Source organism: Acidobacterium capsulatum ATCC 51196 (genome assembly GCF_000022565.1).
Classification (GTDB): Bacteria; Acidobacteriota; Terriglobia; order Terriglobales; family Acidobacteriaceae; genus Acidobacterium; species Acidobacterium capsulatum.
Map to the genome: position 1 here is coordinate 3,950,254 of NC_012483.1, position 18,354 is coordinate 3,968,607.

The 18,354-nt window shown below is 64.0% G+C and carries 18 protein-coding genes and 1 other RNA gene; 16 read left to right on the forward strand and 3 right to left on the reverse strand.

Going from position 1 to position 18,354, the window contains the following annotated elements:
- Positions 1-46 precede the first annotated feature (46 nt).
- Positions 47-144: signal recognition particle sRNA small type (gene ffs, locus ACP_RS17880), an RNA gene on the reverse strand.
- Between the two features lie 140 nt (positions 145-284).
- Between ffs and ACP_RS16270 the strand changes: the two genes are divergently transcribed.
- The 12 genes from ACP_RS16270 to ACP_RS16325 all read left to right on the forward strand — a co-directional run bounded on the left by ACP_RS16270 (position 285) and on the right by ACP_RS16325 (position 11,220).
- Complete coding sequence (locus ACP_RS16270; RefSeq protein WP_015898433.1) at positions 285-752, forward strand: ferritin-like domain-containing protein; 468 nt, start codon at positions 285-287, stop codon at positions 750-752.
- Between the two features lie 104 nt (positions 753-856).
- Entirely contained in the window at positions 857-2,395 is a 1,539-nt protein-coding gene (rimO, locus tag ACP_RS16275; protein ID WP_015898434.1) for a 30S ribosomal protein S12 methylthiotransferase RimO, read from the forward strand.
- Positions 2,392-2,610, forward strand: coding sequence for a DNA gyrase inhibitor YacG (locus tag ACP_RS16280; protein WP_015898435.1), 219 nt, complete (start codon positions 2,392-2,394; stop codon positions 2,608-2,610). The genes rimO and ACP_RS16280 overlap by 4 nt, the downstream gene beginning before the upstream one ends.
- On the forward strand, positions 2,600-3,091 hold the full coding sequence (locus ACP_RS16285) for a phosphatidylglycerophosphatase A family protein (RefSeq protein WP_015898436.1): 492 nt from the start codon (positions 2,600-2,602) through the stop codon (positions 3,089-3,091). The genes ACP_RS16280 and ACP_RS16285 overlap by 11 nt, the downstream gene beginning before the upstream one ends.
- A gap of 16 nt (positions 3,092-3,107) precedes the next feature.
- Positions 3,108-4,148: an NHL repeat-containing protein gene (locus ACP_RS16290; protein WP_015898437.1), complete on the forward strand. Its 1,041-nt coding sequence runs from the start codon at positions 3,108-3,110 to the stop codon at positions 4,146-4,148.
- A gap of 36 nt (positions 4,149-4,184) precedes the next feature.
- Positions 4,185-5,429, forward strand: a complete 1,245-nt coding sequence (locus ACP_RS16295; RefSeq protein ID WP_015898438.1) for a competence/damage-inducible protein A — start codon at positions 4,185-4,187, stop codon at positions 5,427-5,429.
- A 49-nt stretch (positions 5,430-5,478) separates the two neighbouring features.
- Positions 5,479-6,123, forward strand: a complete 645-nt coding sequence (gene plsY, locus ACP_RS16300) for a glycerol-3-phosphate 1-O-acyltransferase PlsY (RefSeq protein ID WP_015898439.1) — start codon at positions 5,479-5,481, stop codon at positions 6,121-6,123.
- Entirely contained in the window at positions 6,120-7,136 is a 1,017-nt protein-coding gene (locus ACP_RS16305; RefSeq protein ID WP_015898440.1) for an NAD(P)H-dependent glycerol-3-phosphate dehydrogenase, read from the forward strand. Before plsY ends, ACP_RS16305 begins: the two co-directional genes overlap by 4 nt.
- Positions 7,137-7,262: 126 nt before the next feature.
- Positions 7,263-8,270 (forward strand): HD-GYP domain-containing protein, encoded by a 1,008-nt coding sequence (locus tag ACP_RS17545; protein WP_052294850.1) that lies wholly within the window; start codon positions 7,263-7,265, stop codon positions 8,268-8,270.
- A 39-nt stretch (positions 8,271-8,309) separates the two neighbouring features.
- A complete protein-coding gene (ftsY, locus tag ACP_RS16315; protein ID WP_015898442.1) occupies positions 8,310-9,284 on the forward strand; it encodes a signal recognition particle-docking protein FtsY in 975 nt (324 codons plus the stop codon).
- A gap of 84 nt (positions 9,285-9,368) precedes the next feature.
- Positions 9,369-10,511: a bifunctional diaminohydroxyphosphoribosylaminopyrimidine deaminase/5-amino-6-(5-phosphoribosylamino)uracil reductase RibD gene (gene ribD, locus ACP_RS16320; protein WP_015898443.1), complete on the forward strand. Its 1,143-nt coding sequence runs from the start codon at positions 9,369-9,371 to the stop codon at positions 10,509-10,511.
- 49 nt (positions 10,512-10,560) lie between these two features.
- Positions 10,561-11,220, forward strand: coding sequence for a riboflavin synthase (locus tag ACP_RS16325; RefSeq protein ID WP_015898444.1), 660 nt, complete (start codon positions 10,561-10,563; stop codon positions 11,218-11,220).
- Between the two features lie 12 nt (positions 11,221-11,232).
- Here ACP_RS16325 and ACP_RS16330 read toward each other — a convergent pair whose 3' ends face one another.
- Positions 11,233-12,300, reverse strand: a complete 1,068-nt coding sequence (locus ACP_RS16330; protein WP_148215193.1) for a PALP domain-containing protein — start codon at positions 12,298-12,300, stop codon at positions 11,233-11,235.
- Positions 12,301-12,372: 72 nt separating this feature from the next.
- Positions 12,373-13,233 (reverse strand): menaquinone biosynthetic enzyme MqnA/MqnD family protein, encoded by an 861-nt coding sequence (locus tag ACP_RS16335; RefSeq protein WP_148215194.1) that lies wholly within the window; start codon positions 13,231-13,233, stop codon positions 12,373-12,375.
- A 380-nt stretch (positions 13,234-13,613) separates the two neighbouring features.
- On the opposite strand from ACP_RS16335, the gene dprA reads away from it, so the two are divergent.
- From dprA to ACP_RS16355, 4 genes are all read left to right on the forward strand, one after another.
- Positions 13,614-14,819, forward strand: coding sequence for a DNA-processing protein DprA (gene dprA / locus ACP_RS16340; protein ID WP_015898447.1), 1,206 nt, complete (start codon positions 13,614-13,616; stop codon positions 14,817-14,819).
- 174 nt (positions 14,820-14,993) lie between these two features.
- Positions 14,994-17,630 (forward strand): type I DNA topoisomerase, encoded by a 2,637-nt coding sequence (gene topA / locus ACP_RS16345; protein ID WP_015898448.1) that lies wholly within the window; start codon positions 14,994-14,996, stop codon positions 17,628-17,630.
- Between the two features lie 109 nt (positions 17,631-17,739).
- A complete protein-coding gene (gene relB / locus ACP_RS16350; RefSeq protein WP_015898449.1) occupies positions 17,740-18,048 on the forward strand; it encodes a type II toxin-antitoxin system RelB family antitoxin in 309 nt (102 codons plus the stop codon).
- 3 nt (positions 18,049-18,051) lie between these two features.
- On the forward strand, positions 18,052-18,330 hold the full coding sequence (locus ACP_RS16355; RefSeq protein ID WP_015898450.1) for a type II toxin-antitoxin system RelE/ParE family toxin: 279 nt from the start codon (positions 18,052-18,054) through the stop codon (positions 18,328-18,330).
- The last annotated feature ends 24 nt before the right edge of the window (positions 18,331-18,354 follow it).

An 18,354-nucleotide genomic window follows, 5' to 3' on the forward strand; every position in this document is an offset into this window, starting at 1 on the left:
GCCTGTTATCAATAGGCCGTAAGATCAAACCACCCCAAAAACGAAAAAGTACCGGGTGACCCACTGCGCGCGCACATACCCGTTACCGTTGCTTCCTTCCGGACCTGGCGGGGTTGGCGGGGTTGCGCCGCGTAGGACCCGGCACAGCTCAAGTTTACCATCGAGCGCCGATGCGTGCCGCTCTTCTGCTGCCATCTCTTTGCGTGCCCGCATTTTCTGCATCTCAGCAGATAGATCCATCCTCCTCGCGCATGGATCAGACAAATTTCGCTCAAGGAGAATCCATGTCTGGTACGCAAGCAAACGGCATCACCCGCAAGCAATTCATCGACGCGCTCAATGAAGATCTGGCCCGCGAATATCAGGCCATCATCGCCTATGTGAATTATTCGCAGGTGCTCAAGGGCGCTGCCTACATGAACATTGCCAGGGAGCTCGAAGTCCACGCCGCCGAAGAGCTGAGCCACGCACTGCAGCTCTCCGATCACATCGATTATCTCGGCGGCATGCCCACCGTCCACGCCAAAGAGGTCAAGACCTCTGAGAAGGCCGAAGACATGCTGCGCTTCGATCTCGAGAACGAAAAAGAGACCATCCGCAACTATCGCCGCCGGGTCAAGCAGGCCGACGAACTCAACGAGTTCGCCATCTCCGAGAGCCTGCGCGGCATTCTCGTGCAGGAGCAGGATCATCTCTCCGCCCTCGCCACGGCGCTCGGCATTGATGCGCCCGATCCGGGCATCGCCGACTGATTCCTCCCGGCGCTTCCGTTCACAAATCCATACCGGCGGAGGGCCTCGGCCCTTCGCTGAGGTTTCCGCCCGTGAGGCCGCCCTTAAAACGGTAAAATAAAGGGGTGAAACCTCTTGTTACCCCTGACGGCGTCTCTGCTGCCGCTGATTCCGCGCGGCCCCGCATCGGCTTCGTCTCTCTCGGCTGCCCTAAAAACCTGGTCGACAGTGAAGTCATGATGGGCCTGCTCGATCGCGCGGGCGGCGTCATGACGCAGGATGCCGCGTCCGCCGACATTCTGGTCGTCAACACCTGCTCCTTCATTGATGCCGCCAAGCAGGAGTCCGTCGATACCATCCTCGAAATGGCGCAGCACAAGACCACGGGCCGCGCGCAAAAGCTCATCGTTGCCGGCTGCCTCGTCGAGCGCTATCGCGACGAGATTCAAAAGAACATTCCAGAAGTGGATGCCGTCGTCGGCACCGGCGAGCTTGAGAAAGTGCTGGAGGCCGCGGGCCTCGCCCTGCCGCCCGCGCCGGCCGCGTCCGATTCGCCCTTCACCATTCTCTCTGCCGGCGTCGCCGCGCGCCCTGAGGGCGAGTTGCGTGAGCAGCAGGGCCGCTTTGACCGCGAGCAGTGGGATGGCGCAACCGCCGCGCTGCCGCAATATCTCTACGACCACACCACGCCACGTCTGCGCGCCACCAGGTCCGCCTCGGCTTACATCAAGATCGCCGAGGGCTGCGACCACCCCTGCAGCTTCTGCGTCATTCCCAATCTGCGCGGCAAGTTCCGCTCCCGCCGTTTTGAGTCGGTCGTGGCAGAGGCTCAATCGCTCGTGGCACAGGGCGTACGCGAAATCACGCTTATCGGCCAGGACACCACCTGCTACGGCGAAGATCTCGGCCTCAAAGATGGCCTCGCCCTGCTGCTCGAGCGCCTCGCGCAGATTGAGGGCCTCCTCTGGCTGCGCTTCCTCTACGCCTATCCCAACAAGATCACCGGCAAGCTGCTCGACACCATCGCAAAGCACGACAACATCTGCAAATATCTCGATGTTCCGCTGCAGCACGCCTCCGGCGCGGTGCTCAAGAGCATGAAGCGCGGCGCCAATGCCGAGATTCTCCTCAAGACCATCGAGAAGGCGCGTGCCCGTGTCCCCGGCCTCGTGCTGCGCACCTCGTTCATCGTGGGCTTCCCCGGCGAAACCGCCGAGGACTTCGCCACCCTGCAGCAGTTCGTGCGCGATGCGCAAATCGACTGGCTCGGCGTCTTCACTTACTCCGATGAAGAAGGCTCCAAGGCCTTTGACCTCGAAGGCAAACTGCCCCGCCGCACCATCGAGCAGCGCAAGCGCGCGCTCATGAAGCAGCAGCAGGGCATCAGCCGTCGCGCCAAACAGCAATGGGTGGGCCGCGTCGTCGATGTGCTCGTCGAGGGCGAGTCTGAGGAGACGCCGCTGCTCTGGCAGGGCCGCACCGCCTGGCACGCTCCTGAAATTGATGGTGTCGTTTATCTCAATGACTTCGGCCCCTTTGAATCCCTCACGCCCGGCCGATTCTACCGCTGCGAAATCACTGAAGCTCACGACTATGACGTGGTGGCCCGCGTCATGGAAGAGTCTCCGCTCGAGGCGCGCGCACTCGCCGAGGTGACGGCATGACGGCGAAGAAGAAGACCCTCCGCTGCCCCACCTGCAGCACGCTGGTGACCGCAAAGGACGCTGATTTCCCCTTCTGCAGCGACCGCTGCCGCAAGATCGACCTCGGCAAGTGGGCCAGCGGCGCTTACAAAATCTCCTCGCCCGTCGTGGACCCCGAAGTGCTCGAAGGCCTGAGCGAGCAGGCCCGCTCCAATCGGAGCAACGATGACGAATAGCGCCCAAAAGCCCAAAACCCTCTGGGCCTGGACCGCCGCCACCGCGCTTGGCGTCGGCTTCGGCAAGCCCGGCCCCGGCACCTGGGGTTCCGTGGCTGCCGTCCTTATCTGGTTTGCCGTGGGCGCGTTCTCGCATTTGAGCCGCGCCTCCATGGCCTGGGGCACGCTCGCCGCGGCCATCATCGTCACGCTCATCGGCATTCCCGCCGCCACGCGCGTCGAGCAGGAATGCGGCCGCCAGGACCCCGGTTTCGTCGTGCTCGACGAGGTTGCCGGGCAGTGGCTCACGCTGGTCGCCTGCCCCGTGGAGTGGCGTCACGCGCTGCTCGGGCTGCTGCTCTTTCGCCTTTTTGACATTGTGAAGCCATGGCCCGTACGCCGGCTCGAACGCCTGCCCGGCGGAACTGGCATCATGTTAGATGACGTGGCTGCCGGCCTGCTGGGCCTGGTGGTCATGCAACTGGTGCTGCACTGGTGGTAGCGCCGCAAAGGGATTTATGCCATTCACTTCCATCCTTCCCGATACCAATGCTCCGGTGATTCGCGAGCTGGATCCTTCGGCGGCTATCCCCGGCGGCGAATTGCAGATTCTCGGCGACCATCTCAGCCCGGCCATTTATCGCCAGCCGGTCGCCATGCTCGGCGATCTCGCCGCGCCCGTCCTCATGAGCCGCCGCGACCGCATGGTCATCGCCGTGCCTGAGGAAGCCCAATCCGGCCAGCTCCGCATTCTGCGTCACGGCGCGCAAAGCAACAGCATGCCGGTCACCGTGGCGAGCCTGCTGGCCGAGGGCGTGCATTCGGTCGCCAGCCCCGTCATGGACGAAGAAGGCCGTGTCTACGCCACACTCTCCGGCGCGCGCGGGCAAGAGACCCCGGTTTCCGTCTTTCGCACCGAGCCCGGCGGCGAAATGCAGCCCTTCGCCACCGGCATTATGAACGCCACGGGCCTCGCGCTCGATGGCGCGGGCTTCCTCTACGTCTCCTCTCGCCACACCGGAACGGTCTACCGCGTCTCCCCCAACGGCGTGGTCGCCACCTATGCCGAGGGCATGGGCGTGGCCACCGGCATCGCCTTTGATGCCGAACAGAACCTCTACGTGGGCGACCGCTCCGGCACCATCTTCAAAATCGCGCCCGACCGGCAGATCTTCGTCTTCGCCACGCTGGAGCCGAGCGTCGCGGCCTACCACCTTGCCTTCGGGCAAGAGGGAACGCTCTACGTCAGCGTGCCCACCGCATCGGGCCACGACAGTGTGTACGCCATCGACTCCAACGGCAACACCACGCCCTATTTCCGCGGCCTTGGCCGCCCGCAGGGCCTCGCCGTCGATATTGCGGGCGATGTCTACGCCGTCGCCTCCTGGCAGGGCCGTCGCGGCGTCGTGCGCCTGCCGCAGGATGGAGAGCCGTCGCTCGCCGTGGCCGGGGATGGCCTGGTTGGCTTTTCGTTTACTCCAAGAGGAACGGCGCTGCTCGCCACCCGGACGGCCATTTATCATGTGGATTTGGGAATCGAGGGCTGGCGTGTGTTCTGATGCGCGCCTGTCATTTCAAAGGGAGAGACAAACCGGATGATCGCGGAAATTATCGCTGTGGGCTCTGAGATGCTGACGCCCTTCCGGCAGGATACGAACTCTCTCTATCTCACCGAAAAGTTCAACAGCCTCGGCGTGACCATCGCCTTCAAGACCATCGTGGGCGACAAGCAGCGTCACCTGGTCGATGCCATTCGCCAGGCGCTGCGCCGCGTAGATATCGTGGCCATCTCCGGCGGTCTTGGCCCCACCGAAGACGATCTCACGCGCGAGTGCGTCGCCGAGGCGCTCGGCCGCACCCTCACGCGCGATGCCGCCCTCATCGCCAACATGTACGCGCGCGCCGCCGCCCGCCGCGTCACCATCACGCGCAACAATGAGAAGCAGGCCGACGTCATTGACGGCGCCGTCATCCTAGAGAACGGCCGCGGCACCGCTCCCGGCCAGTGGCTCGACATCGTGCATGGTGAGCATCGCAAGCTGCTCATGCTGCTTCCCGGGCCTCCGTCCGAGCTGAAGGGCATGTTTGACGAGCAGTGCATGCCGCTGCTCGCTGACGCTCTGCCCAAACGCGCCATCGCCATGCGCGTGCTCAAGGCCGCAATGATCGGCGAGTCGCAGTGCGACGCCCGCATCGCGCCCATCTATCAGCAGTACACCGATATTGAGACCACGATTCTCGCGCACCTCGGCGACATTCAGCTCAATCTCTCCTGCAGCAAGCCCTTCCTGGCGCAGGCCCGCTTGCGCGTCGATGAGCTGGCCAGCCGCATTGAAGAAGAGCTGGACGACGTGCTCTATTCCTCGCAGGGCGAGACGCTCGAGCAGATCGTGCTCTATTACCTTGAAATGCGCGGAGCCTCGCTCGCCGTGGCCGAAAGCTGCACCGGCGGCCTGATCTCCGAGCGCCTGACCGGAATTCCCGGCAGCTCCCGCTCCTTTGCCGGCGGAGCCGTCGTCTACAGCAACGAGCTGAAGACGCTGCTCGCCGGTGTCGATCCAGAGCTGATCGGCAGCTACGGAGCCGTGAGCAGCCAGGTCGCCAAGGCGCTGGCCGAGGGCATCCGCGAGCGCTGCAGCGCCCACTTCGGCCTTGGCGTCACCGGCATCGCCGGTCCCGGCGGCGGCTCCGAAGACAAGCCCGTCGGTCTCGTCTATCTGGCCGTCAGCACGCCTGAAGAAACCACCGTTCTCGAGCGCCGTTTTACCGGCGACCGCCACCGCATCCGGCATCTGGCCGCGCAACAGGCGCTTGACATGGTGCGCCGCCGGCTAATGTGACCGTGACTGCTACACTAAGTTCGCTCTTCACTCACCAACGGGATATGTCATGCCATACGTAACAGTTATCGTCCTGGCCGCCGCGGCTTACCTGCTCGGTTCCATCCCGTTCGGATTCCTGCTGGTCAAGTACGTCCGCAAAGAGGACATCCGGCAGAAGGGAAGCGGCAACATCGGCGCCACCAATGTCGTCCGCTCCGGCGCCAAGGGCCTCGGCGCGCTCACCTTCCTGCTCGATGCCTGCAAGGGCGCGCTTGCCGTGCTGTTGTGCGGCTGGCTCGGCGCGCATTCTCCGTTGCCCGCGGTCAGCTTTAGCGACGCTCTCGCGCTGGGCGCGCTTTTCGCGATTCTCGGCCATATTTATCCCGTCTGGCTCGGCTTCCGGGGCGGCAAGGGCGTGGCCACTGCGTTTGGAGTCTTCATCGCGCTCGCTCCCTGGCCCGCGCTGTGCAGTCTCGGGCTCTTCATTCTGCTCTTTGCCGTCTCCCGCTACGTGTCGCTCGGCTCCATTGTCGCGACCATCTTTTTTCCCATCTTTGCGTGGTTGCTGCCCCACCGGCCGCAGGGCTCTCTGATGTGGAGCGTCATCTTCTTTCTCGCCGTGCTCGTCATTTACAAGCACCGCCAAAACATCGTGCGCCTGCTGCATGGCACTGAGTACCGCTTCGGCAAGCCGCGGACCGAGGCAGCATGAGCCGCATCGCTGTCATGGGGAGCGGTGCCTGGGGCACCGCAATTGCGCTGCATCTCGCGCGCCAGTCAGAGCATGAGCTGCTGCTGTGGTCTCATTCCGCGCGCGTGGCCGAGTCCATTCGCGCCTTCGGCGAGAATCGCGATTTCCTGCCCGGATACCCGGTCCCTCCCGCGCTTGCCGTCACCGTCACCGCCGATGCCGAGGCGGCGCTCGAGTTCGCTGAAATCATCATCAGCGTCATGCCGTCGCATCACGTGCGCCACAGCTACGAGCAGATCTTCGCGCCCTACCTGACTCCGTCGCACCGCATTCTCAGTGCCACCAAGGGCCTTGAGGATGCCACCTACCTCCGCATGTCGCAGGTCATCAGCGATGTGCTTCTGCGCCGAGGCCTCGATCTGCCGCTCGCCGTGCTCGGTGGTCCCTCCTTCGCGCAGGAGGTCGCCGCCGGTTCGCCCACGGCGGTCACGGTCGCCTCGAAAGACGCCGCCTTTGCCGGCGAGCTGCAGCAGGTATTCTCCAACGGAACGCTGCGCCTCTATACCAACGACGACGTATGCGGCGTCGAGATGGGCGGCGCGCTCAAAAACATCATTGCCATCGCCTCCGGCGTGGTTACGGGGCTGGGATTAGGTCACAACAGTACCGCTGCCATCATTACCAGGGGAATCGCCGAAATGACGCGCCTCGCCGTCGCCTGCGGTGGCCGCCGCGAAACTCTCGCCGGATTAGCCGGCCTCGGAGACCTCGTGCTCACCTGCACCGGCTCTCTCTCGCGCAACCGCACCGTGGGCGTCGAACTCGGCAAAGGACGCGGTCTCGACGACATTCTGGCTGGCCTCGGCGGCAAGGTGGCCGAAGGGGTGCGCACCACCGCGGCCGCTCTGGGACTGGCTGCCAGCCTCGGCGTAGAAATGCCTATTGCTCAACAGGTACACACCGTTCTGCAGGGCCAGGCCTCGCCATTGCAGGCCATGCAATACCTCATGAGCCGCCCGGGCCGCGACGAATAGCCCCGGCCAAAGGCCTGCAGAAATATTGCCCGGTGGATTCCCACCTTTGCGCTCCATGGCTAACACTTTCGTGTAAGCTTTTCCTGCATCTCACTCCCTACACTGTTGTTAGCAGTGCCGTGACGAATGTCCTCCTTTCGCCAATCCGGTACGTTTGTCTTTCTTGTGTCTGCGGCCGCTCTGTCGCTCACGGCTCTCATCCCCTGCGTCTTCTATGCGGAAGCAGTCTGGATGCATGTGCATCCTGTGTGGCCCAGGGTCATGCTGGGGTTGCTGATCAGCCTGACTATGGGCTGGCTGCAGGCCGTGCGTTTTGCGCGCAAGTTGACCGGGTTCAAGCGGATACTGATGAGCGGTATGCTCACCGGCTCCGTGCAGGATGCCGAGCAGCAGGTCAAGGCTCTGCGCTACTCTCCGTTTGCTGACATTGCGGAGGCCTGGCTCGCCACCACGAACTCCCTGCAGCACGCCTATCATGACAAGCAGATGCAGGTCTGGCAGCAGACCCAGACGCTGGCCGAGCTGATGCGCATGTTCGCCAAGGCCGTCGATGAGCGCACCCCCTATCTGCGTGGCCACTCCGAGCGCGTGGCCGCCTATGCCGAGCAGATCGCCCGCGAGATGGGCCTCTCCGCGCATGACACGGAGCGCGTGCGTCTCGCCGCGTTGCTGCACGACATCGGCAGCCTCGGCATCGATGACCAGATCATGGCCAAGGAGAGCACGCTGACCGCCGAGGAATTCGACTCGGTCAAAGCGCACCCTCTGCGCGGCGCGGCGATCCTGCGCCCCATCGAGCCGCTGCACGATCTCATCCCCGGCCTCGAGTTTCATCATGAAGCGCTCGACGGCTCCGGTTATCCCTACGGCGTCAAGGCGGATGAAATTCCCCTCATGGCCCGCATCATTTCAGTCGCTGACAGCTTTGACGCCATGACCACGTGGCGGCCTTATCAGGCGCCCATGGACCCTAAATACACTCTCGAAGTGCTGGAGCGTCTGGCCGGCAAGCGCTATGACGCGCAAGTCGTTGCCGCGCTGCAGACGCTTTTGCTGCGCGGCGCGATCGTCGTGCCCGTGACGCGCCCGGTCTTTGATCAGGACCCGCCCCGCCGCCTGCGCCTGGTGCGCTGACCTCCGCTCACATCCCGCCCGGATTGCTACACTCAACCTATGATTCAGACATTGTTCGGCAGCCTCGATCAGCCCGAGGAAAAAGGCTTTTTCGACCGCATGAAGCAGGCGGTCTCGCGCACCCGCGAGTCGCTGAGCGATCGCATCGAGAGCGTCATCGCCATGACCCGCGAGGTCGATGAGGCGGCCCTCGAAGAGCTGGAGATGACCCTCATCGCCTCCGATCTCGGCGTGCATGTCGCTGCCGAAGTCGTCGGACAGATTCGCGATCGCGCCAAACGGGAGCAGATTCGCGACGGTGCGGAACTCCGCGACCTCCTCAAATCGAGCCTCAAAAAAATTCTGGACGAACACCAGAAGCCGCCTCGCACCGTCGCCACGCCGCCTGAGGTCATCGTGATGGTCGGCGTCAACGGCACCGGAAAAACCACCACCACCGGCAAGCTGGCCGCTTACTATCGCCGCCAGGGCAAGACCGTGCTGCTCTGCGCGGCCGATACCTTTCGCGCCGCCGCCATTGAGCAACTCGAAGTCTGGGGTGAGCGCACCGGCGTCGAACTCATCAAGAGCCGTCAGGGTGGCGATCCCTCGGCCGTGTTGTTTGACGCGCTGCAGGCCGCCAAAGCGCGCCAGACCGACGTGCTCATTGTGGATACAGCCGGCCGCCTGCACACCAAGAGCGGCCTCATGGCCGAGCTCGACAAAATGCGTCGCACCACCCAGCGGTTCATTCCCGACGCGCCGCATGAAGTATTGCTGGTGCTTGACGCCACCACCGGCCAGAACGGATTGCAGCAGGCCCGCCTCTTCACCGAGTCCGCCGGCGTGACCGGCATCGTGCTCACCAAGCTTGATGGAACGGCGAAGGGCGGCATCGCCATTGCCATCGCCCGCGAAATGGGCGTTCCCGTGCGCTTCGCCGGCATCGGAGAGCAGGTCAACGATCTGCTGCCCTTTGACAGCGACGCATTTGTTGAGGCATTGCTCGGCTCGCCCGAAGTCATGCGTCCCTGAAAGGCAGGACCATCATTGGACGATACAAGCGGCCAATCTTCGCAGAGCATCCCAGCCCCGCAGGGTAGTCCAGCCCCGCAGGGAATGCTAGCCCCGCAGGGTAGCCCAGCCCCGCAGGGCAACGAAGACCAGCGCTGGATGCAGCGCGCCCTTGCCCTCGCGCGGCTGTCTAAGGCCGTCAGCTCGCCCAACCCCGCCGTGGGCTGCGTACTCGTGCGCGAGGGAGCGCTCGTCGGCGAGGGCTATCACGACTACAGCCGCAAGGATCACGCCGAAATCGTCGCCCTCAAACAGGCCGGCGATCAGGCGCGCGGAGCCACCGCGTACGTCACACTCGAGCCCTGCTGCCACACCGGCCGCACCGGTCCCTGCACTGAGGCGCTCATCGCTGCCGGAGTGCGCCGCGTCGTCGCGGCCACCGTCGATCCCAACCCCAAAGTCAGCGGCCAGGGCCTTGAGCGCCTGCGCCAGGCCGGCATCGAAACCACAGCCGGCATCGGCGAGTCCGAAGCCCGCGCGCTCAACGATGCCTTCGCCTGCTCCATGCGCAACGGGCATCCCTTTGTCACGCTCAAGGCCGGCGTCTCGCTCGATGGCCGCATCGCGCCCCGCCCCGGCAGCGTAGAGACCGGCAAGCCATACTTCCTCACCGGGCCGCAGGCGCTCGCCCAGGTGCAGGTCATGCGCCACGAGCACGACGCGTTGCTCACCGGCATCAACACCGTGCTCACTGACGATCCGCAACTCTCTGATCGCACCGGCCTGCCGCGCCGCCGCCCCTTGCTGCGCGTCGTCCTTGACTCGGCGCTGCGTCTGCCGCTTGATTCAAAACTGGTGCGCACCGCGCAGCAGGATGTGCTGGTCTTCTGCTCCTTCGCGCCCATCGCGCGTCGTCAGGCGCTTGAGAGCATGGGCGTCCGCGTCGAAGAACTGCCCGGCAAAACGCGCGGCCGCATTTCGCTCGACGAGGTTCTCGGCCGCCTCCATGAGATGCAGATTCTCTCCGTCATGCTTGAGGCAGGTGGCATGGTCAACGCCTCCGCGCTTGCAGATGGACTGATCGACAAGCTCGTGCTCTACTACGCTCCCGTGCTGCTCGGCACCGGCGGCATCTCGCTGGCCGACGGCATCGAAATGCAGCAGCTCGCACTCCAGCGCCCCGAGTGGACGCAGACCGGGCCCGATCTGCGCTTCAGCGCCTACCTGCGCGACCCCTGGCAGGCGTGACCCCCGGCAACGCCGCACACCACGCGCAAGCCGTACACTGGACTCAGCTATGTTCACTGGTCTCATCGCAACTACCGGCAAAATTCTGCAGCTTGAAAAGCGCTCCGGCGCGGCCCGCCTCACCGTCGAAACCGCCACGCTCGCTCCGCGCCTGCATGAGGGCGACAGCATCGCCGTGAATGGCGTCTGCCTCACCGCGCTCGGTCTTGAGCCCACGCGCTTTCATGCCGATCTCGCCGCTGAGACACTGGCTCGCACCACGCTCGGCGATCTCGCCCCCGGTACCCTCGTCAACCTTGAACTGCCCACCCCCGCCGGCACTCCGCTCGGCGGCCACGTCGTGCAGGGCCATGTGGATGCCACCGGCACGCTGCTCGCACTCGATCCCGTCGATCCTGAAGCCGGTCCCGCCGCTACCGACTGGTGGCTGCGCATCGCCGTTCCTCCGGCCGTGCAGCCCTATGTCGTCGAGAAGGGGTCTATCGCCATCGACGGCATCAGCCTCACCGTCGCCCGCTGGGATGGCGCCACGCTCGCCGTGGCCATCATCCCGCACACCTACTCTGCCACGCATCTGCACACGCTCGCGCCCGGCGCCAGGGTCAATCTTGAGGCTGACGTGCTGATGAAGCTCGCGCTTGAGCAGCAGCGCGCGCAACAGCATGCCTCCACGCTCACTCTCGAATCGCTCATCGCGCGCGGCTACTAGCCTTTCAACGCTTTACTGCGGAGTGATGATGCCGCCCACCGGCATCCGTCCCGGGTAGCGGCGAATGCCGAGCAGCCGCGCCATCTCGCCCGCGCTTGCCAGCGCCGCACGCGGATTCACGATCACCGTGCTCCCCGGCAGCGCCGCATGCTGCTCGCAGTAGGCCGCAGCCGCCGCCGCGCCGGGTGCGAGCAGCCATCCCTTGCGCGCCCATGCTTCCATCGCCGCGCGCACGTGCTCTTCTTCCACAATGCCCACCGCGTCCGAGACCTTGCGCAGCACCTCTGCCGCCACTCTTGCAGGCCCCGTGCCCGGCCCACCCATCGCGGGCGCAATATGAATCGCCACGCAGCGCGGCGTGTGCGGGGAGCTCACCCATTCCTGCTCGCGCAGCCATGCAAAAGCATTTTCATAGGCCAGCATCTCCAGCGGACTCGCCCCCGGCGCCAGCAGCGTCTCCGGCAGCTTCCACCGCATCTGCTCGGCCAGCTCCATGGCCAGCGCGCGCGCCGCTAGCTGCGTCGCCCGCGCCAGGTCGCCCGCTGCGATATTCCCCTCGCCACTCTCTGCCCTACCATTCTTTGCGGGCCAGGCCTGATCGGCTCCCACCGCCGCCACGCGCAAAAAATCCACCTCGCTCGCCGCCGCGCTCAGCGTGACCTGAGAGCGCAGCCCTGCCTGCGCGGCATACGTGGCCACAGACACCGCCAGCGCATCGGCCAGCGAATCTGGCATCGAGCCCGGCATCGAATTCGGAATCGAACTGGGCATCGAGCCCGCCTGCACGCCGCTCTCGCCCAGCGCCACCCGCATCCATCCCGCCGCGCGCGCCGCCGAAATCAGAATCGACGCCACGCGGTCCTGCACGCTGCCCGTCGGGTTCAGTCCCTCTTCTTTGAGCAGCAGCCCCGCCCGCAGCGTCTGCAGCGGCGTACCGCCTTCGCCCAGCGTCACCGGATGCGCAACGGCGTGCGCCATCTGCAGGTACCGCCACTGCGTCATGCTCTGCGCATCCGGCGCGGGACGCGCGCTGACGGTCTCCATCGCAGCCAGCAAATTGGTAAGAGGTGCCTGAGTCATGACGAATCCCGTGACGAATCAAAGTCGATCAAGAGCCGATCGAAAGCCGTGAATAAAAAAACTATCCGCGATCTATCCGCGCAAAAAATGCACCGAGGGCGCGGCCGGCAGCGCACCGCACTCCGCACCGTAACGATAGAACAATTCGATGCCGTCCATGCACGACGCGTCGAGCCGGTACCAGATATTCTCGGTCAAATACGTGCGAATCGTCGCAGCCGGCAGCGGCATGCGCGCGCTCCACTCCGCCACCAGGTCGTCGATATGCGCCAGCCCCGCATCGCGCGAGGCTTCAAAGTCGGCAATCAGGCGCGCGGCTCCCATCCCTGACCGCTCCACCGAGGCCGGCTGCACCGCCCAGAAGGCCGCCACCCAGCTCGTGCCCGTCAACCGGTGCCACTCCTCGGCCACGTCCAGATACACCAGCCGCTCTCCGGTCCTTGCCTCGCGCGCCTCCCGGTCTTCGAGCGCCAGCAGAGCGGGGTCGCCAATCAGCAGCGCCGCATCGGCCGTGGCCAGCATCGCGTCCAGATCCGGCCCATGCGCAACAAACTCCGGCTTCGCCTTCCACACGCGATCAAACAGAATGCGCGTGTAAGCCGCCGAACTGCGCGACGACGTATCGAGAGCCACCGAGCGAATCCCGTCCATCGCGCGCCCTTCGCGCACCACCAGCACAATCGAGCGCACGTGCCGCCGCGAGGCGATCGTGCAGCCGGGAATAATCTGCATGCCGGGATGAAAGGGATAGGCCGCAATCGGCACCAGGCCAATGTCCGCTTCATTGGCGGCCAGCCGCGCCGCGCACACCGAGGGCGTCGACCACATCAGTTCGTAGCGTCCGGCCAGTTCCTCCCGCCGGGGAGAGTGTTCAAAGTCCCACATCAATGGCGCGGGATTCAAGAAGGAAATGGCTGCGATCCGGAGCTTCACTACCCAGTGTATCAATGAAAGCTTTTAGCCTTTAGCTTCTAGCTTTTAGCTCCAAGCCTTCAGCTCCAGGCTCCCGGCTCTCATCTCTAAACGCGTGATTTCCGGTCCTCTGGTGCAGGTCGAAGCATCTTCCTCGCATCCTTCCATCGGTGACGCAACAGACAGCCTCCCTCGAAGGCTCGACCCCCTTAGAGCCAGCAGCTAAAACCCAAAAAAGCTAGCAGCCAAAAGCTAAAAGCTAGCAGCTAAAAGCTAATAGCTATAAGTAACTTGACGCCGCACCCCGCGCCACATAACCTCCGCCCTAACTCCCGCATGCATCCGAATACTGCGCCATTCTCGCGTGGCGCTCCCTTCCATGCCATGCAAAAGGATACGCATTGTCTGCTCCCGCGCCCTCGCTCCCAAGCCCTGCACTCCCCGCCGCTACCCTCACTGCCGATCGTCTCGCCTGGGTCGCGCTCGCACTCACCCCCGGCATGGGGCCGCGCCGCATCCTGCAGGCCGTCGAGGCCGCCGGCTCCGCGCAGGCGCTGCTCGATCTGCCGCTCACGCAGTTGGAGTCGCTCCGGCTCCCCGCCGAAGCCGCGCAGTTTCTGCACGATGGCCGCGCCCTGCGCGCCGCCCAGCAGGAGGCCGAGCGCGTCGCCGCCGCCGGCGCGCAGATTGTCACCTGCATCGATGAGGCTTACCCCGAGCGTCTGCGTGAGATTTATGACGCGCCTCCTATATTGTGGGTGCGGGGCGATGCCTCGCTGCTCAAGCGGCCCTCCATCGCGGTCGTAGGCACGCGCCATCCCACGCCCTATGGTGCGGGCATGGCCGAGATGCTCTCGCGCGATCTCGCCGCCAACGGCCTGCTCATCCTCAGCGGCATGGCGCGCGGCATCGACACCGCCGCGCACAAAGGTGCGCTGGCCGCCAAAAAGCCCACGCTCGCCATCTGGGGCACCGGCGTCGACGTCATCTACCCAAAAGAGAACAAGGCGCTCGCCGAGCAGATCGTCGCCACCGGTGGAGCCATCGTCTCCGAGCTGCCCCTCGGCACCTTTCCCGCGCCGCAGAACTTTCCCAAGCGCAACCGCATCCTCAGCGGCATCAGCTTTGGTGTGCTGGTCGTCGAGGGCGGCGAGTTCAGCGGAACCCGCGTCACCGCCCGCTGCGCGCTCGAGCAGAGCCGCGAAGTTTTTGCCGTCCCCGGCAACGTCACCAACAAGCAGGCCTGGGGGCCTAACACGTTGATTAAGCAGGGCGCAAAGCTCACCGCTACCTGGGAGGATGTCTGGGAGGATCTCCCCACCGACGTCCGCGTCGCCGTCACCGCCGACGCGGTCGTTGCATCGCCGGAGCCCGTTACTGCATCCTTATTTGACGACAACACTGCGGCTCCCGTGGAGGCGGCCCTGCTGCGCATCCTTCGTCACGACGAGGCGCTGCAGATGGAAGAGATCCTCCAGAAGCTGGAGGGCGAATTGAGTTCGTCAGAGATCTTCACCGCGCTCTTTGAGTTGGAGCTGGCTGGACGAATCCGCCAGCTTCCCGGTAAGAATTACGTCAAGAGCTTCCCGGCGGCTCGCACCGAATAGGCGTCACGCATCGTCTAATGAGTCCAGGAAAGGGAACAAAGCGGATGCACGAAGTTCCGGTTTCGTGCGTCTATTCTCGTTCCGTGATAGTTTTCTGCAAGGCAAGGCAAAAATCCGCCTCCTTGAACAGGACGGCGATTTTTGGCCGCAGGGGTTGGTCGTAAAAGGAAACCAATGAGCAAATCACTCGTGATCGTCGAATCGCCCGCCAAGGCGAAAACGATCAATAAATATCTCGGCAAAGACTTCCAGGTGGAAGCCTCGATTGGGCACATCAAAGATCTGCCGAAGAACAAGCTCGGCGTCGATGTCGAAAAAGGCACCTTTGAACCGGAGCTGATCGTCATTCCCGGCAAGGAAAAGGTTGTGGACAAGCTGCGCAAGCTGGCCACCAAGGTAGACACCATCTATCTCGCGCCTGACCCTGACCGCGAAGGCGAGGCCATCGCCGCGCATCTTGAGGACGAGCTGAAGGCCGTCGTCAAAAAGCCCGAGGCCATCCGCCGCATCACCTTCAATGAGATCACCCCCAAGGCCGTCACCGCCGCCCTCGATCATGCGCGCAGCGTGGACCGCAACCTGGTCGACGCGCAGCAGACCCGCCGCGTGCTCGATCGCATCGTGGGCTACCAGATTTCTCCCTTGCTCTGGGACAAAGTGCGCCGCGGCCTCTCCGCCGGCCGCGTGCAGACCGTCGCCCTGCGTCTCATCGTCGAGCGCGAGCAGCAGATCAAGGCCTTCAAGCCGGTCGAGTACTGGACCATCGACGCCGTGCTCAAGACCGGCGGCAACCCGCAGGAGTTCACCGCGCACTTCATCGGCATCGATGGCGAGCGCGCCCGCGTCGAGACCGTCGATGCGCCCGCGCTGCCCGATCAAAAGCTTACGGACGAAGTCGTCGCGCAGCTCCACAAGGCCGACTGGTCGGTGCGTGAGGTCGAGCGCAAAGAGCGCAAACGCAATGCGCCCGCGCCCTTCACCACCAGCAAGCTGCAGCAGGACGCCTCGCGCCAGCTCGGCTTCAACGTCAAGCGCACCATGGGCGTCGCGCAGCGGCTCTATGAAGGTATTGAAATCGGCGGCGATGCCGTCGGTCTCATCACCTATATGCGTACCGACTCCACCCGCGTCGCGCCCGAGGCCATTGAGGCTGTGCGCGGTTACATTCAAAAGAAGGTCGGCAAGGACTATCTGCCCGCCGCGCCCAACGCCTTCAAGTCCAAGAAGGATGCGCAGGACGCGCACGAAGCCATCCGCCCCGCCGATCCCAATCTGCATCCGGACGACATTCGCAAATATCTCTCCGACGAGCAGTACAAGCTCTACCGGCTCATCTGGCGGCGCTTTGTCGCCTCGCAGATGATGCCCGCCATCTTTGACCAGACCACCGTTGAGATTGCCGCCAGGGCCGACCGCCGCTACGACTTCCGCGTGACCGGCTCGGTCATGAAGTTCGACGGCTTCCTGCGCGTCTACGAAGAGGTCAAGGAGAAGAAGGACGCCGACGACGAAGCGCTGGCCAACAAGCTGCCCGCCCTCAACAACGGCGACAGGCTCGCGCTCTCCGCCCTCAAGCCGGAGCAGCATTACACCGAGCCGCCCCCGCGCTACAACGAAGCCTCGCTCGTCAAGGAGCTCGAAGAGCGCGGCATTGGCCGCCCGTCCACCTACGCGACCATCATCAACACCATTCAGGACCGCGAATACGTGCAGAAGATGGGCGGCCGCACCGGCCGCTTCATCCCGACTGAGATCGGCACCGTCGTCACCGGCCTGCTCGTCAAAAATTTCCCCTACATCTTCGACACCAAGTACACCGCCCGGCTCGAAGAAGAGCTGGACGACATCGAAGACGGCAAAGAGCGCTGGACCGATCTGCTCAATGGCTTCTATGACCACTTTGAGGACGAGCTCAAGGACGCGGCCACCAACATGGAAGACATCAAGCGGATGGAGAAGCCGACTGACCAGAAGTGCGACATCTGCGGCTCGCCCCTCGTGCTCAAGTGGGGCAAGTTCGGCTCCTTCTACGCCTGCAGCGCCTACGACAAAAAGAAAAAGGATGGCTGCACCTTCACCAAGGAGAACTACGAGGCCAAGCCCAACCTGGCCGCGCCCTCCGATGAAGCCGAGCAGGAAGAGGAGTACTGCGAAAACTGCGGCCGCGTCATGGTGCTGCGCAACGGCCCTTGGGGTCCGTTCATGGCCTGCCCCGGCTACAACGAAGATCCGCCCTGCAAGACCGTGCGCCGCCTCAACCAGAAGCAGCAGCAGAAGCCCCCCCAGCCGCTCGATGAGAAGTGCCCCAAGTGCGGCGAGCAGCTTGTCCTGCGCCACGGCCAGTACGGCGAGTTCATCTCCTGCTCCGGCTATCCCAAGTGCAAATACATCAAGCAGAACACCATCGGCATGAAGTGCCCGCAGTGCAAGGTGGGCGAAATTGTCGAGAAGAAGGCCCGCCGCGGCAACTTCTTCTATGGCTGCTCTGAGTATCCCAAGTGCGACTTCACGGCCAACTACAAGCCCGTGGACCGGAAGTGCCCCGAGTGCGGCAGCGCCTACCTGATGGAGAAGACTCTCAAGTCCGGCGTCTACCTCGTCTGTCCCAACAACAAGAAGCCTTCCGCTGAGGAAGAGACCACCACCAAACGCAAGAAGAAGGGCGACACCGGCGAAGGCGTCTCCTGCAGCTTCACCGAGCGCATCGGCGATGCCCCGTCCGAGGCCCCCGCGGCCACGGCCACCAAACCCGCCGCCAAACCCACAGCCAAGACTCACGGCCCCGTCGTCGAGGAACTGGCCAAGGTCTAGCCCCCCTCGAATGAAACCCTCACCGCCGGCGGCCTGCACACCGCCGGCGTCTCTATTTCCGGCACGCCGTCATTCAATTGCATTACAATTCAGACATCGGAGAAACCCCATGGCCGCCAATGCTCTCGTCCAGACCCGCATCGATCCCGAGGTGAAAGACCGCGCCGCTGCCGTGCTGGAGCGCATGGGGCTCACCGTCTCCGATGCGGTTCGCATCCTGCTCACCCGCACCGCCAATGAGGGAGCCTTGCCCTTTGCAGTCACTCCCACGCCAGAAGAGTACGACGCGTGGTTCCGCAAAAAAGTGCAGGAAGCGCTCGATGATCCACGCCCGATGATCCCGCATGAAGAAGTAGAACGTCGTATGGCTGTTCATCGCGCGGCAATCTTGAATCTGTCCAGGGACACGAAAAAGTAACAGATGAAGATTCACTGGACCTCAGCCGCGCTTACGGATCGCATGGCCATTTTTACTTACATTGCCCAGGACCGTCCGCAGACAGCGACTGCAGTGGATGCGCGCATTCGTTCGCTTGTTGAGCAACTGGCTCGCTTTCCGAATAGGGGAAGATCAGGGCGCATGACAGAGAGCCGCGAACTGGTCATCCCCCAGACCCCTTACCTGGCCATCTACCGCATCGACGGGCACACCATCTCTATCCTCCGCATCCTGCATGGCTCACAGTGCTGGCCCGCCTAGCCGCCCCTGCACACCGCCGGCGTT